Source organism: Streptococcus sp. V940 (assembly GCF_054353495.1).
Map to the genome: position 1 here is coordinate 451,477 of NZ_JBTHHZ010000001.1, position 14,583 is coordinate 466,059.

The following is a 14,583-nucleotide window of genomic DNA, read 5'->3' on the forward strand; positions in this document are numbered from 1 at the left end:
AGAACTAGTCGCCAACTGTTGAGGTGCTGGCATGATTTATTTTTATTTCATCATGAAGATTTGAACAATCATAACGATGTATATGAGCAATGTGAGTAGAAAACCAGCTCTCCAAAAGAATTTAAGGAATTTTGGATAATAAAAGCTGCGTTTTTTGCTCAGGAAGTAAAAAGTTAGAATAATGGCTAGCAAAGATAGGGCTGCCCCCAAAATGGGAAGTTGATTATGGGTAAAAACCTTTGCACTGATTAAATAGTATTCAAAAATCAGAAAAGGAAAAGCCAAATCTGCAAAGTTAATCCCCTTTTTCTTTAACTTAAAAAATCTACTGAAGATAATAGCCAAAGCCAAGGTTAGTACCAAAAGCAAGACGGAAGCGAGTTTCATTAAAATCATAACAATATTGTATCATAAAATTTGAATAAAAGAAAAGCATATTCCTTGATTTAACAGTGTTTTTCTAAAAATTTTTGTTTAGAAACTGATTTTTTATACTATATCAAACATCAATGTGATTTACTTTGTAAAGTTGGAGTAGTTTGAACCTTCATGATAAATCTTTTTTATGGTGACAATAAAAAATATATATTAGTCAGGAGAGAAGAATAGTAGTAGAATGAGTAGCAAATAAAACAAAGGAGTTTCTTATGAAATTAGTTACTTTATGGTCAAAACTCTCACTAGGCATTCAATTATTGGTGGCTTTGGTCTTGGGTGTTATCGCTGCCCTTATCTGGCCACAATTTGCAGGCTTTTATCAATTTTTAGGTCAAGCCTTTATTAAATTGATCAATATGGTTATCATTCCGCTAATCTTCCCAACCATCGTTGTTGCAGTAGCTGGAGTTATCGGAAAAAAATCTTTTGGAAAAATCTTGACCAAGAGTTTGGTTTACTTTTTCGCAGTCACAACTGCTATTACCCTCTTGTTTGTATTTGCTAGTTACTATTTAGGATTTGGTCAAGGAGTGAATATAGGTCAATTTGGTGGAAACCTTGATGGGATTGCTAACAATGTCAAATTCAGCGAATTTTTGCTTGGTTTCATTCCATCAAATATCGTTAAATCTCTTTCAGATGGTGCTCTATTGCCAATTATCGTTTTTGCCATCTTTCTTGGTTACGGAATTGGGAATCTTAAGTCTGATAAATCTCAGAAGATTATCGAAGGTTTCCAAATCTGGATTGAAGCCATTTACAAGATTGTTGCAGTAATTATCAAACTATCACCGATTGGAATTTTTGGATTTATCGCTAAAGATGTTGCTACTACTGGTGTTGACAAATTGATTGGGCTTGGTCAGTTTGTAATTGGAACTTATCTGGCTTATGCTGTTTTGGTTCTCCTTATTTTTCCTTTGATTGCTGTATTCTTTAAAGTTCCGTATTTATCAGCCTTTCGTGAAAATTGGAGTCTTTTGACTTTGGCTTTTATTACGGGTAGTTCTAGTGTTGTCTTGCCATCACTTCTTAAAGATTTGAAAAAACAGGGGCATGACGAGCATACAATTGATTTAGTTGTTCCTTTAGGATATACTTTTAACTTAGAAGGAGCAGCGGTTTATTTCTCAGTAGCGACAATCTTTATCGCCCACGCCTATGGTATTCAATTTTCTTTATCAAGTCTCTTGTTTACTGTTTTACTCTTGACCTTGATTGGAAAAACTGCGGCAACTGTGCCATCAGGAGCTATTGTAGTTTTATTAGCTGCAGCACCTCAATTGGGCTTGCCAGTTGAAGGAGTGGCCTTGATTTTTGCAGTTGATTTCTTTGTTAATGCTGGTCGTACTATGATCAATGTTTTGGGACAAATCTTAACAGTCAGCGTTATTGAAAAAACAGAAGGATATATTTTAGAAGAAGAAAAGGAAAGCCAATTATCAGTCAGCTTTTCTTAAGGAGTTTATAAGTAATGAGTGAAGCAAAAGTTTATGTGATTCATGAGAATCTAGAATGGACTCAACATTTAGTGGAGTGGTTGGAAGAATTAGAAGTCCCTTATGAACTATGGGATCTGTCTAGTGGGATTTTAGATTTGCAAAGCCCACCGCCGCAAGGTATCTTTTACAATCGCATGTCTGCCTCTTCTCACACAAGAGGACATCGTTATGCGCCAGAATTTACAGAGCAAGTGATTACTTGGTTAGAAGCCCACGGACGCAAAGTTGTGAATGGTACCGGTGCTATCAACCTTGAAATTAGTAAAGTCAAACAATATTTGAAGTTAAACGAGTCTGGTATTGAAACGCCTGCGACAGTTGCAGTTTTGGGTCAAGAAAATATCATTGAGGCAGCAAGAAAGTTAAATATCTATCCTTTGATTACCAAGCATAATCGAGCAGGAAAAGGATTAGGAGTTCAACTCTTCCAAAATGAAGAGGAACTGGAAGCTTATGTCAATAGTCCTCTCTTTGAACCTTCGGTGGATGGGATTACTTTGTTACAAGCCTACATCAAACCAAGTGATGGACGTATCCGTCGTTCAGAGTTTATCAATCAAAAGTTCCTCTATACTGTTTCGATTGATTCTTCTGATGGTTTCCAACTTTGTCCCGCAGATGGTTGTCAAATCGGCAAGAGACCAGAACAACTGGAAACGTCTGAGAAATTCCAGATTACAGAACCTCTACCAGATTCTCGAAGAGAGGCCTATGAAAAATTCCTCAAAAATGCTCAGATTGAAGTTGCTGCTATTGAATGGGTTCAGTCAGAGAGTGGAGACATTTATGTTTATGATGTAAATACCAACACCAACTACAACCCTACTGCAGAAAAAAATGCCAATATCTTTGCACACAAACATTTGGCTCAGTATCTAAAAACAGAATTGCAAGCCCTCACTAGTGGACAATAAAGTACGAAATTCAAAAAATCCCCCAGTATCAAATGACTGGGGGATTGATTTGTTTATACTCTTCGAAAATCTCTTCAAACCACGTCAGCTTCGCCTTGCCGTACTCAAGTAATGCCTGCGGCTTGCGTCCTAGTTTGCTCTTTGATTTTCATTGAGTATGAATCGATAAAAAATTAATGATTTGCTATAAAGTTTGGATCCTTCAAGCTTTGAACACTAGCATTAATCACTGCACCAAGAATCAATATCTTAGCAATCAGAATGAACCAGAACATCATGACGACTACGATAATAGAACTGAAAAAACGGACGTCTACTAAGTAGTTGACATAATTATTGAAATAGGCTGAAAAGATATTTAATAAACTGATGATGGTTAAGACTACAAAAGTACTTCCTGGTAGAATGTAACGAATACGAGTTACTTTAACATTGGGAAGGAAGTAATAGAGCATGATCAAGATTGCAAAAAGGAGAGCATAGATGAGTGGACCCGTAAAGTCCTGAAGATAACTCAATATTGAATGCTCAACTTGCCAGTGGCTTTTAAGAAAGTTCAGTAACATATGACCAAACATACTTAAGAAGAGGGCCAAAGCAAAGAGAATTTGAAGACCAAAGCTGACTAAGAGGCTCATCAGTTGATGAGAGATGATGCCTCTGTTTTTTGCCACGCCATAAGCCTTATTAAAGGCTTTTTGAAGAAAATCCATGGATTTTGAAAAGGTCCAGAGGGCTGATAAGATAGCAAAACTTAGTAAACCTGTCGATGGTTGAGTCAGAACTTCTCTGGCAATTTTTGCAACCACTTCATAGATTGTATCTGGTAAAAATTCCTTGATTGTTAATAGAAAGTTGGAGATTGGAATTTGAAAGTAGGGTAAGATGTTGACCACTATCATGAGTAAGGGGAAGATTGAAATCAACCAATAGTAGGCAACAGCAACGCTGGTTAACTCACTATCAGAGGCTTGATAGTAGTGCATAAAAGCTTTTAATAAGGGTCTATCAATCAGCTGTTTCCACAACTTTTTCATGTTACAATCCTCCAAGTTTCTTTCTTGTTTAGTATAGATTTTAATTTCTTCGAACTAATTCCATCATATCATAAGGTAAGGTATTAGCTGATTCTTTTAAGGAATAGGTTTCTAAATTATTGACATTTTGGCGAAGCTTTTTAGCATACTGAGCTGAGATGAGTTTTAGTGCTTCGTATTCAAAAATACATTTACGCTCAAGGTAGTAACCTCTGAGCATTTCATCAATGTTATTGGGTTTGATACGATTGATAACCCGTTCCACAAAGGCTCCACTAGTAATCTGACTGGTTTCGCAAAGACGAGATTCCTGCATAAAGCTGATTAGAGAACTTTTATAAATCCCTTTGAGGTTTTCTAAACTTTCGATAATAATTTCAGTGTTGGCGAGATAGAGTTCTGCAATCTGATCATAGTCAATAGCCTGAAGTCTTTGTTTTTCCTTGTCTTTCCATGAACGCAATGTTTTTCCAAATGTGAGCAATTCATGAAGTAGAAAACGAAGAATGCGTATGGAAACAAGGAAGTAGTAGGTTAGTCGAGAAGCAAAGTTTCGCTTAATATTTTTCTCCATGTTTTTCAGATAGCGTTGGTAGACACGATAAGCACGATCTCCAATCTTTCCTTCTTCATAGGCTTGCTCCAAACCATCGCTTTCAATACTAAGAATCAAGAGTTTAAGAGCTTCCCAGTCTTCCTGAATTTCTTTGTTTTCTTGACTAAGAATAAGATTTTCAATACGACCATGGTAGTTGTCAATAGCTGCATAGAGTGGAACCTTGTTTTTGGTGTGCTCTAAATCCTTCTCTAGTTCCATGGCGACATCGTTTAAGATAGCGATGTGCATGAGCTGATCCTTAGAGGGTTCTTTCTCTTCAGAAAGGTGCGGGAGTACGAGTAATCCTGTAAGGAAACTGACCAGGGTGACACCAGCTACGAGGAAGAGAAGGAGAGAGTATTCCTGCTCTAAATCAGACGGTATCAAGAGAATAGTGGCAATGGATACAGTTCCTTTGACACCAGAAAATGTAAGGAGGAGCATGTCTTTGACATACTTGTCTAAACTTTTATGAAGCTTCTTAATCCGAAAAGCGTAAAATCCATAGATCATGACAAATCGGATCGCAAAAAGCAGGAAGGTCAAGAGGAACACACTGAGTAAGAGAAGCACTTTGTTGTAGAAAGCACTCTTGAGAATTGGTTCTGCAATCATTTCCAGTTCCATTCCAAGAACGACAAAGACAGAACCATTGAGCATAAAGGTTACAGTATTCCAAACAGACTCAGTAACTGTATCAACTTGTGCTTCAAGGAGATTTATTTTCTTGAAACGACTGGCTTTCAAAATCCCAGCAACAACAACGGCGATGATGCCTGAAACATGGATCTCTTCGGCTATGAAAAAAGTCAAGAGAGGTAAACTTAGTTCCAGCAAGAGCTCACTTGCGATATCTGTTGCACGAACGCTGAGTAGAAAGGTATGAAGGAAGCGATTGATTAAGGCTGTTATACAGCCGACTGCAAATCCCCCAACGATGGAAATGGCTAATGAAGTTCCGGCTTGGGTAAGGGAGAATGTTCCTGTTGTCCAAGCGATGAGAGCCATCCGAAAAGCTACGAGTCCAGAAGCATCATTAAGAAGGCCTTCCCCTTTTAGGATATTAGAGACCCGCTTTGGGAAGGAAAAGCGTTGAGAAAGGGATGCGAAGGCGACTAGGTCAGTAGGACCTAAGGCGGCACCAACTGCTACGCAGGCGGCTAATGGAAGGCTAGCCCAAAGGACATGAGCGACTCCTCCCATGCTCAGCGCTGAGATAAAGATAACTGGGAAAATCAAGTAGAGGACAATCCGCCAGTGTTTTAGGATAGAAGTAATGTCTGCTTCTTGAGCCTCGCGAAAGAGTAGTGGGCCAATGACTAAAGCTAGAAATAACTCAGTATCTAAGTGATATTGGTTGTTGGGTAAACAAAGGCCAAGTCCAATTCCCAGCAAAATCTGAATCAGAGGCATGGGTAAAAAAGGAAGCAGCTTGTTGGTTGTACTAGAAACAATGAGAACTAGTAAAAATACCAAGAGATAAAAAAGTAAATTCATTTTCCACCTCCCTATTTTTGTTTACGATAATTTTCAAAAAGTTCCTTTTGTTCTTGGATTTTTTGATCAATTTTTGAGCAGTCCCTATGCTCGATTTTCTTCTGAGAACGCTCCATTTCAAGTGATATCATTTTCTTCTTGATTTTCAGCATTTTTTTGCTCATATGGGCTTCATCCAAAACACCAACTGCACGTTCGTGTTGGGTTGATTCGACAAAGTTGTGACGAAGAGCTTCGATTTTATCTTTTAGGTATTGTTTATCCATGTCGATACCTTTCTAATTTTTCAATCATAACTAAAAATGGTGGATTGTTAATTTGGTTGAGGGTGCGATAGATAGTAGCGGTATATTCTTGTTGCGGTAACTGACTGACATAATCTAGGACTGCATCCCGTTCTATATCTCCACCTTCATGCCCGTAATAAATCATGATGGCTATTCGTCCTCCCTTGACAAGTAACTGACAGAGTTTTTCAAGTGCTTCGATGGTTGTTTGAGGTTTAGTAATGATAGACTTATCAGCAGATGGTAAATAACCGAGATTAAAAATACCTGCCTTAGCTTCTGTTACAAACTGATCCACTGTTTCATGACCTTGTAGAATTAACTCAACATTGGTCAAGCCAGCTTCTAGTAGGCGTTGACTAGTCTTTTCCAGAGCTTGTTCCTGTATGTCAAAAGCATAGACTTGTTTAGCTAATCTAGCGAGAAAAAGGGTATCATAACCATTTCCCATGGTCGCATCAACGACAATATCTTCTCGAGTGATGACTTGGGCAAGAAAATCATGCGCCATTTCAAGTGGTCTTTTCATTCATAAACTCCTGTTTTACAGCCTTGCATCCTTGAACACTACCTCGACGTCTCATTTCAGATTCAATGCTATTTAGAACTTCCCATTTATTGAGACTCCACATAGGACCAATCAACATATCTCTAGGTGCATCTCCTGTAATCCTATGGATGACGATATGTTTGGGAATGATTTCTAGTTGGTCACAGATGACCTTGACATAGTCATCTTGGCTCATTAATTGCAAACGACCCTCATGAAAGTCACGTTGCATCCGAGTATTGGTCATGAGATGAAGTAGGTGAAGTTTAATCCCTTGAATATCATTGTCAGTCACACAACGGCGAACATTTTCCACCATCATTTCATGAGTTTCACCTGGCAAGCCATTGATTAAATGGGCGACAATCTCAATTTTTGGATACTTTCTCAAGCGCTTGACTGTTTCCACGTAGAGTTCATAGGAGTGAGCACGATTGATCAAGTCAGAAGTTGCTTCATATGTGGTTTGTAAGCCTAACTCTACAGTAACGTGCATTCGTTCAGCGAGTTCTGCCAAATATTCAATAGTCTCATCAGGAAGACAGTCTGGTCGTGTACCGATATTAATGCCAACGACACCAGGTTCATTGATGGCCTGTTCATAGCGTTCGCGAATCACTTCCAATTTTTCGTGTGTATTGGTAAAATTTTGGAAATAAACCAGATATTTTCTAACGTCTGGCCATTTGCGGTGCATAAAGTCAATTTCCTTGTAAAATTGCTCGCGGATTGGTGCGTCAGGAGCGACGATAGCATCTCCAGAGCCAGAAACCGTACAGAATGTACAGCCCCCATGAGCCACTGTACCATCACGATTTGGACAATCAAATCCGGCATCGATAGGAACTTTGAAAGTTTTTTCTCCGAATAAATTTCGATAATAATCATTCAAGGTATTATAGGATTTCATAGCTAATATTATATCAGAAAACCCCAGTAAACTCAAAGTTAGTAAACAATTGAAGAGAAGTAAGAAATTTTTAAAATCAAAAAATCTTATATAAATCCTTTACAAAAAAAATTAAAGTGGTATAATAGAGGTGTGATTGGTGCAAACGTTTTCGTAAATCGTTTGCATTAAAATAAAAATAAGGAGATTTGAATGATGAAAGATACATTCAAAAATGTTTTGTCTTTCGAGTTTTGGCAAAAATTCGGTAAGGCTCTAATGGTGGTTATCGCTGTTATGCCGGCTGCTGGTTTGATGATTTCAATCGGTAAGACGCTTGCAATGATTAATCCTAACTTTGCGCCACTTGTTGTTACAGGTGGAATTCTTGAGCAAATCGGTTGGGGAGTTATCGTTAACCTTCACATTTTATTTGCTCTAGCTATCGGAGGAAGCTGGGCTAAAGAACGTGCAGGTGGTGCCTTTGCAGCAGGACTTGCCTTTATCTTGATCAACCGTATCACTGGTGCTATCTTTAGTGTTAGTGGTGATATGTTGAAAGATCCTAATGCTATGGTTTCAACAATCTTTGGTAACTCTATCAAAGTTTCTGATTACTTCATCAGTGTGTTTGAAGCTCCAGCATTGAACATGGGTGTCTTCGTAGGGATTATTTCTGGTTTTATTGGGGCGACTGCCTTTAACAAATACTACAATTTCCGTAAGCTTCCTGATGCACTTTCATTCTTTAACGGAAAACGTTTTGTACCGTTTGTAGTTATTCTACGTTCAGTAATTGCGGCAATCTTGCTTTCAATTTTCTGGCCACTTGTTCAAACAGGTATTAACAGCTTTGGTATCTGGATCGCTAACTCTCAAGAAACAGCTCCAGTCCTAGCACCATTCCTGTATGGTACTTTGGAACGCTTGCTCTTGCCATTTGGACTTCACCATATGTTGACAATCCCAATGAACTACACAGCTCTTGGTGGTACTTATGATGTGATGACTGGTGCAGCAAAAGGAACGCAAGTATTTGGTCAAGATCCACTTTGGCTTGCATGGGTAACAGACCTTGTAAACCTTAAAGGTACTGACGCAGCCCAATACCAACACTTGTTAGATACAGTACATCCAGCTCGTTTCAAAGTTGGACAAATGATTGGTTCGTTTGGTATCTTGATGGGTGTCATCGTTGCGATTTACCGTAACGTTGATCCAGATAAGAAACACCAATACAAAGGTATGATGATCGCAACTGCTCTTGCAACATTCTTGACAGGGGTAACTGAACCAATTGAGTACATGTTCATGTTCATCGCAACACCTCTTTACCTTGTTTACGCTCTTGTTCAAGGTGCTGCCTTTGCAATGGCTGATATTGTGAACCTTCGTGTGCACTCATTCGGTTCAATCGAATTCTTGACTCGTACTCCGCTAGCTATCAACGCTGGTATTGGTATGGATATTGTTAACTTTATCTGGGTGACAGTGCTCTTTGGATTTATCATGTACTTTATCGCTAACTTCATGATTAAGAAATTCAACTACGCTACTCCAGGACGTAACGGTAACTACGAAAATGCAGATGGTTCTTCTGAATCTTCAGCTGCCGGTGAAACTAAAGTTGCAGAAGCTTCTCAAGCAGTTAACATCATCAACCTTCTTGGTGGACGTGCGAACATTGTCGATGTGGATGCATGTATGACTCGTCTTCGCGTTACTGTAAAAGATGCTGAAAAAGTTGGAACAGAAGAACAATGGAAAGCAGAAGGAGCTATGGGACTTGTCATGAAAGGACAAGGGGTTCAAGCTATCTACGGACCTAAAGCTGACGTTTTGAAATCAGATATTCAAGATATTCTTGATTCTGGAGAAGTGATTCCTGAAACTCTTCCAAGTCAAATGGCAGCAGCTCAACAAGATGCTGTTGTATACAAAGGGGTGACTGAAGAAGTTTACTCAGTTGCTGATGGTCAAGTTATCGAATTGGAACAAGTTAAGGATCCTGTCTTCTCACAAAAAATGATGGGTGATGGATTTGCAGTGGAACCATCAAATGGAAACATTGTATCTCCAGTTTCAGGTACTGTATCAAGTATCTTCCCAACTAAACATGCTCTTGGGCTTGTGACTGCAGATGGTCTTGAAGTTCTTGTTCACATCGGTCTTGATACTGTAAGCTTGGAAGGAAAACCATTCGATGTGAAGGTTTCAGAAGGGCAAGCAGTAGCTGCTGGTGATCTCTTAGTTAAAGCTGACCTTGGTGCTATTCAAGCAGCAGGTCGTGAAACTACAACTGTAGTTGTCTTTACAAATGGAGACGCAATCAAGTCAGTTAAATTGGAACAAACCGGTTCTCTTGCAGCTAACACAGCAGTTGCGAAAGTAGAATTGTAATCGATTAGGGGTTGGAATCTATTTCCAACCTCTTGTTTATAGGAGAAAAGTATGAAGTTTTTAACACTCAATACTCATAGTTGGATGGAAAAAAATCCCGAAGAAAAATTTCAGCTCTTGTTACAAGATATACTTGAAAATAGCTATGATTTGATTTGTTTTCAAGAAATCAACCAAGAAATCACTTCAACACAAGTAGAAGCAGGTCCGCTATATCATCCTTTACCTTCAGCAGAACCTATTCACCAAGACCATTATGTGCGTCTTTTGGTAGAAAAACTAGCTGAAAAAGGTCTGGAATATTATTGGACTTGGGCCTACAATCATATCGGTTATGACCGTTATCATGAGGGTGTGGCTATTCTATCTAGAACACCGATTGAGGCGCGTGAGATTTTAGTTTCAGATGTAGATGATCCAACTGATTATCACACTCGTCGAGTTGCACTAGTAGAAACAGTAGTAGAAGGTAAAGAGCTTGCAGTTGCGAGTGTACATCTCTCTTGGTGGGATAAAGGTTTCCAAGAGGAGTGGGCACGATTTGAAGCAGTTTTAAAAGAGTTGAATAAACCGCTCTTACTAGCAGGAGATTTTAATAACCCTGCAGGTCAGGAAGGATATCAAGCTATCCTAACTAGTCCGCTAGGCTTACAGGATGCCTATGAAGTTGCAAAAGAGAGAAGTGGAAGCTACACTGTTCCTCCAGAAATTGATGGTTGGAAGGGAAATACAGAACCGCTTCGAATTGATTATGTCTTTACGACTAAGGATATCCAGGTAGAAAAGTTGCATGTTGTCTTTGATGGACAAGCAAGACCGCATGTCAGTGATCACTATGGTCTTCAAGCAGAACTTTCTTGGAAGAACTAACAAAGAATTTTACTAAAATAAAACGAGTCCCCCTTCGTTTATGCGAGGGGGGTTCCTTATTCAAGGGGTTAATATAGTTAAAGTTTTTAGTTGAATAACTTGTAAAATGAAATAAAATCCTTTAAAATAAAATGTGTTGGAGGAATTTATGAATGTAAATCAAATTGTGCGTATGATCCCGACGCTAAAGATAAATAATAGAAGATTAAACGAATTGTTTTATATCCAAACCTTGGGTATGAAACCCTTGCTTGAAGAGTCTGCTTTCTTATCACTAGGAGACCAGTCAGGCATTGAAAAATTGGTTTTAGAAGAATCGCCAAGTATGAGAAGCCGTAAGGTTGAAGGGATCAAAAAATTAGCTAGATTGATTGTAAAAGTAGCGAATCCATCCGAGATTGAAGCCTTACTAGCTAGAATGGAAAAACTTCCTCAACTCTATAAAGGAAACAAGGGATATGCTTTTGAAATCCTTTCACCAGAAGGAGATCTTGTCCTAATCCATGCGGAAGATGACATCAAAGATTTGAGAAAGTTTGATGAAACTGTTACTTTCCCAAAAGATGAGAAAGTGCAATATTTGTCAGCATTTGATATTTCAGTAGAGATTAACTTGCCTGAAGAAACGACAAGCCTGCTTGAAAAAGAGGAAATCGAAACTAGCCTTACTTTTAAACAAGCTCAAGGTAGTGATTTGCTTGTTGAAAATAATGTAACTTGGGATTTGTCTATGTTGAAATTCCAAGTAAAAGAACTTGAATTGGCTAGTCTCTGTCAACGTTTTGAAACTGCAGGTTACTTTATTCCTAAGTCTGAGAAGTTTTTCCTAACCAAGGATGCCAACAATATCGAATTGTGGTTTGAAGAAGTATGAAACAAGAAATCATTCAAAAAATAAAGCAACAAATTGAGGCAGGGATTTATCCTGGTGCCTCTTTTGCGTATTATCGGGATGGTGAATGGTCTGAATGGTACATCGGAGAAGCAGATCCAGAAATTGGAGAGCAGACTTGTCAAGGTTTAGTCTATGATTTGGCAAGTGTGAGCAAAGTCGTCGGAGTTGGAACTGTCTTAACTTTTTTATGGCATCAAGGTGAATTAGATATAGAAAAGTCAGTGACGGAATTATTACCTGACTCTGATTATCCAGATATTACCATTCGTCAACTCCTCACACATTCTACGGACTTGGACCCGTTTATCATCAATAGAGACCAGTTGAATGCCGAAGAATTGAAAGAAGCTATGTTTCATTTGAATCGACAAGAGAAGAGGGCTTTTCTATACTCGGATGTGCACTTTCTCTTGCTCGGTTTTCTCTTAGAGAACTACTTTGAAAAAGACTTAGACCAGATTTTACAAGAGCAAGTTTTCGATCCATGGAAGATGAAGGAAACTCAGTTTGGACCAGTTTGCAGTGCTGTTCCTACAGTTCGGGGACAGAAGGTAGGAGTGGTGCATGATCCTAAGGCACGTTTACTAGGCAAACATGCTGGGAGTGCAGGCTTGTTTTCAACCGTAAAAGATTTAAAAATCTTCCTTGAGCATTATTTACAGGATGATTTTGCTGCAGGATTAAGTCAAAATTTTTCAGATTTGAGTGATAAGGAACGCTCCTTAGCCTGGAACCTTGAAGGTGATTGGCTAGACCATACAGGCTATACTGGAACCTTTATCATGTGGAATCGTAAGAAGCAGAAAGCTGCGATTTTCTTGTCCAATAGAACCTACGAAAAAGACGAGCGTGCGCAGTGGATCATAGACCGTAATCAGGTCATGGACCTAATTCGTGAAGCAGACTAGGGAGGAAGTATGTCAAAAGCTCTTAAAGGAACTCTTTTTACAATGATTGCTGGTATTGCTTGGGGCTTGTCTGGGACCAGTGGTCAGTACCTAATGGTTCATGGGATATCGGCTCTAGTCCTAACCAATATTCGTTTAATTGTTGCAGGTTTGCTCTTAGTTCTCTTGTCCTATATAAAGTCTAAGGAACAATTTTTGGCTTTTCTAAAAGATAAATCAAGTCTGTTTTCTCTCTTACTATTTTCTTTATTTGGTCTCTTTCTGAATCAATTGGCTTATTTATCGGCTATTCAGGAGACAAATGCAGGGACAGCTACAGTGCTTCAGTATGTCTGTCCTGTTGGAATCTTGGCTTACACATGTATAAAGGATAAGGTAGCACCTACTATAGCCGAAATCCTTTCTATGATTTTAGCAATAGGTGGAACATTTTTAATTGCGACTCACGGTCAAATGGATCAGCTCTCTATGACACCAGCAGGTCTCTTTTGGGGCTTGTTCTCTGCTTTAACCTATGCTCTTTATATTATTTTACCCATTAAACTCATTCAAAAATGGGGGAGCATTCTGGTCATTGGTGTCGGTATGACCATCTCTGGGTTGGTAGCAGTGCCGTTTGCTGGGATTATTGGCGCCAGTATTCCTATGTCTTTTGATATTTTCTTAGCATTTGCTGGAATTATTCTCATCGGGACTGTTTTTGCCTACACGGCTTTTCTTAAGGGGGCAAGTCTGGTTGGGCCAGTCAAATCTAGTCTCTTGGCCTCTATTGAACCAATCTCTGCTGTATTTTTTGCTTTCATAATTATGGGAGATATCTTTTATCCTGTAGATTTTCTTGGTATGGCAATGATTTTATTGGCTGTGACTATTATTTCTTTAAAGGATTTAATGCTAGAAAAGAAACACAAGTCCATTTAAGAACAGAACAACCTTATAAAGAGGTTGTTTTTTTATACTCTAGTATCAATTTAATTAATTTTAAGATTAAAAGTTTATAATAAAGGTACAAAAATAAGCTAAACGGAGGAAATATGAATTTTATACAAAGTATTCATCCTGCTAAACCTTTAAGATACTTAAAATGGTTCGACATCTTAATCATCACTGTTTTAATGTTTGGAGAGTTTATCATCCGTTCTACTCAACAATTTATGGAGAGTTTATCACCTTCAACTCTTGCTAGTGTTGCGGAAACTACAACAAATGTTGCAAGTGATGGAGCAGCTTATTCTAGTAATTTTACTTTTCAACTGATGATGTTAGGGATTACTTTCCTTTATCTCTTGATTCGAAATTATGATTTTAAACAACTTCCTATACGTTTTTCCTGGTCTGTTTTCATCTGGGTTCCCCTTATCTTTGCTACTGTTGGTATTTTTGGTGATATTGTAACAACCCTTAGTGGTGAGTACAATTACTTTAATCCTCAGTTGATTCCTTTTATAGACCCAATGGAAATCATTAGAAAATTCATGTCCTTAACGCCAATGGCTATTGGCTATGCGCTTTTAAATGGTTTTTACGAAGAATTTTTCTTCTTGGGTTTACTGACTTCAGTAAAAGAAAAGCATCAGTGGCTGGTTCTAGTATACTCGGTAATCATACGGATTTCTTTCCATACCTACCAAGGATTACTCTGGGCCTTGGTTATTGGTCTTGTATACGGACTATTCTATTATTTCTTGTACAAGTATGTAGTCAAGAATTTACTGCCATTCTTTCTCATGCACGCTCTTGCAGATATGTTTGGTTCAAGTCTCTTGTACCTCTTGATTACTTGGAGAACTTAAGCAAA

14 protein-coding genes are annotated in these 14,583 nt (G+C 38.4%); 8 read left to right on the forward strand and 6 right to left on the reverse strand.

Annotated elements, in window-relative coordinates; all coding sequences use genetic code 11:
* Positions 1-42 precede the first annotated feature (42 nt).
* The gene (locus ACXYSM_RS02375) at positions 43-402 is read right to left on the reverse strand and encodes a DUF3397 domain-containing protein (RefSeq protein WP_458634694.1); all 360 of its coding nucleotides are present in this window, start codon (positions 400-402) and stop codon (positions 43-45) included.
* Positions 403-647: 245 nt separating this feature from the next.
* Between ACXYSM_RS02375 and ACXYSM_RS02380 the strand changes: the two genes are divergently transcribed.
* Entirely contained in the window at positions 648-1,898 is a 1,251-nt protein-coding gene (locus ACXYSM_RS02380) for a dicarboxylate/amino acid:cation symporter (RefSeq protein ID WP_458634218.1), read from the forward strand.
* A 14-nt stretch (positions 1,899-1,912) separates the two neighbouring features.
* Positions 1,913-2,854: an ATP-grasp domain-containing protein gene (locus ACXYSM_RS02385; RefSeq protein ID WP_458634219.1), complete on the forward strand. Its 942-nt coding sequence runs from the start codon at positions 1,913-1,915 to the stop codon at positions 2,852-2,854.
* 173 nt (positions 2,855-3,027) lie between these two features.
* Here ACXYSM_RS02385 and ACXYSM_RS02390 read toward each other — a convergent pair whose 3' ends face one another.
* Genes ACXYSM_RS02390 through ACXYSM_RS02410 form a run of 5 tightly spaced genes read right to left on the reverse strand, consistent with a single transcriptional unit; the run spans position 3,028 to position 7,733 of the window.
* A complete protein-coding gene (locus ACXYSM_RS02390; RefSeq protein WP_458634220.1) occupies positions 3,028-3,891 on the reverse strand; it encodes a YihY/virulence factor BrkB family protein in 864 nt (287 codons plus the stop codon).
* 40 nt (positions 3,892-3,931) lie between these two features.
* Complete coding sequence (locus ACXYSM_RS02395) at positions 3,932-5,986, reverse strand: cation:proton antiporter (RefSeq protein WP_458634221.1); 2,055 nt, start codon at positions 5,984-5,986, stop codon at positions 3,932-3,934.
* An 11-nt stretch (positions 5,987-5,997) separates the two neighbouring features.
* Positions 5,998-6,252, reverse strand: a complete 255-nt coding sequence (locus ACXYSM_RS02400) for a hypothetical protein (protein WP_458634222.1) — start codon at positions 6,250-6,252, stop codon at positions 5,998-6,000.
* Positions 6,245-6,802, reverse strand: a complete 558-nt coding sequence (locus ACXYSM_RS02405; protein ID WP_458634223.1) for a tRNA (mnm(5)s(2)U34)-methyltransferase — start codon at positions 6,800-6,802, stop codon at positions 6,245-6,247. The genes ACXYSM_RS02400 and ACXYSM_RS02405 overlap by 8 nt, the downstream gene beginning before the upstream one ends.
* Positions 6,786-7,733: a TIGR01212 family radical SAM protein gene (locus tag ACXYSM_RS02410; protein WP_458634224.1), complete on the reverse strand. Its 948-nt coding sequence runs from the start codon at positions 7,731-7,733 to the stop codon at positions 6,786-6,788. Before ACXYSM_RS02410 ends, ACXYSM_RS02405 begins: the two co-directional genes overlap by 17 nt.
* 192 nt (positions 7,734-7,925) lie before the next feature.
* Here ACXYSM_RS02410 and ACXYSM_RS02415 point away from each other — a divergent pair, with 192 nt between their 5' ends.
* The 6 genes from ACXYSM_RS02415 to ACXYSM_RS02440 all read left to right on the forward strand — a co-directional run bounded on the left by ACXYSM_RS02415 (position 7,926) and on the right by ACXYSM_RS02440 (position 14,578).
* The gene (locus tag ACXYSM_RS02415) at positions 7,926-10,112 is read left to right on the forward strand and encodes a PTS transporter subunit IIBC (RefSeq protein WP_458634225.1); all 2,187 of its coding nucleotides are present in this window, start codon (positions 7,926-7,928) and stop codon (positions 10,110-10,112) included.
* A 51-nt stretch (positions 10,113-10,163) separates the two neighbouring features.
* On the forward strand, positions 10,164-10,982 hold the full coding sequence (locus tag ACXYSM_RS02420; protein ID WP_458634226.1) for an endonuclease/exonuclease/phosphatase family protein: 819 nt from the start codon (positions 10,164-10,166) through the stop codon (positions 10,980-10,982).
* Between the two features lie 148 nt (positions 10,983-11,130).
* Positions 11,131-11,856 carry a CppA N-terminal domain-containing protein gene (locus tag ACXYSM_RS02425; protein WP_458634227.1) on the forward strand — a complete coding sequence of 242 codons (726 nt, stop codon included), beginning with the start codon at positions 11,131-11,133 and terminating at the stop codon, positions 11,854-11,856.
* The gene (locus ACXYSM_RS02430; protein WP_458634228.1) at positions 11,853-12,785 is read left to right on the forward strand and encodes a serine hydrolase domain-containing protein; all 933 of its coding nucleotides are present in this window, start codon (positions 11,853-11,855) and stop codon (positions 12,783-12,785) included. Before ACXYSM_RS02425 ends, ACXYSM_RS02430 begins: the two co-directional genes overlap by 4 nt.
* 9 nt (positions 12,786-12,794) lie before the next feature.
* A complete protein-coding gene (locus ACXYSM_RS02435; RefSeq protein WP_458634229.1) occupies positions 12,795-13,706 on the forward strand; it encodes a DMT family transporter in 912 nt (303 codons plus the stop codon).
* Positions 13,707-13,819: 113 nt separating this feature from the next.
* On the forward strand, positions 13,820-14,578 hold the full coding sequence (locus ACXYSM_RS02440) for a CPBP family intramembrane glutamic endopeptidase (RefSeq protein ID WP_458634230.1): 759 nt from the start codon (positions 13,820-13,822) through the stop codon (positions 14,576-14,578).
* Positions 14,579-14,583: the final 5 nt, after the last annotated feature.

Bases quoted from the DNA above. Each gene is read 5' to 3' on its own strand.
- ACXYSM_RS02425 (WP_458634227.1), top strand. From the start codon at position 11,131: ATGAATGTAAATCAAATTGTGCGTATGATCCCGACGCTAAAGATAAAT.
- ACXYSM_RS02405 (WP_458634223.1), bottom strand. From the start codon at position 6,802: ATGAAAAGACCACTTGAAATGGCGCATGATTTTCTTGCCCAAGTCATC.
- ACXYSM_RS02430 (WP_458634228.1), top strand. From the start codon at position 11,853: ATGAAACAAGAAATCATTCAAAAAATAAAGCAACAAATTGAGGCAGGG.
- ACXYSM_RS02380 (WP_458634218.1), top strand. From the start codon at position 648: ATGAAATTAGTTACTTTATGGTCAAAACTCTCACTAGGCATTCAATTA.
- ACXYSM_RS02390 (WP_458634220.1), bottom strand. From the start codon at position 3,891: ATGAAAAAGTTGTGGAAACAGCTGATTGATAGACCCTTATTAAAAGCT.
- ACXYSM_RS02420 (WP_458634226.1), top strand. From the start codon at position 10,164: ATGAAGTTTTTAACACTCAATACTCATAGTTGGATGGAAAAAAATCCC.
- ACXYSM_RS02415 (WP_458634225.1), top strand. From the start codon at position 7,926: ATGATGAAAGATACATTCAAAAATGTTTTGTCTTTCGAGTTTTGGCAA.
- ACXYSM_RS02410 (WP_458634224.1), bottom strand. From the start codon at position 7,733: ATGAAATCCTATAATACCTTGAATGATTATTATCGAAATTTATTCGGA.
- ACXYSM_RS02395 (WP_458634221.1), bottom strand. From the start codon at position 5,986: ATGAATTTACTTTTTTATCTCTTGGTATTTTTACTAGTTCTCATTGTT.
- ACXYSM_RS02400 (WP_458634222.1), bottom strand. From the start codon at position 6,252: ATGGATAAACAATACCTAAAAGATAAAATCGAAGCTCTTCGTCACAAC.
- ACXYSM_RS02435 (WP_458634229.1), top strand. From the start codon at position 12,795: ATGTCAAAAGCTCTTAAAGGAACTCTTTTTACAATGATTGCTGGTATT.
- ACXYSM_RS02385 (WP_458634219.1), top strand. From the start codon at position 1,913: ATGAGTGAAGCAAAAGTTTATGTGATTCATGAGAATCTAGAATGGACT.
- ACXYSM_RS02440 (WP_458634230.1), top strand. From the start codon at position 13,820: ATGAATTTTATACAAAGTATTCATCCTGCTAAACCTTTAAGATACTTA.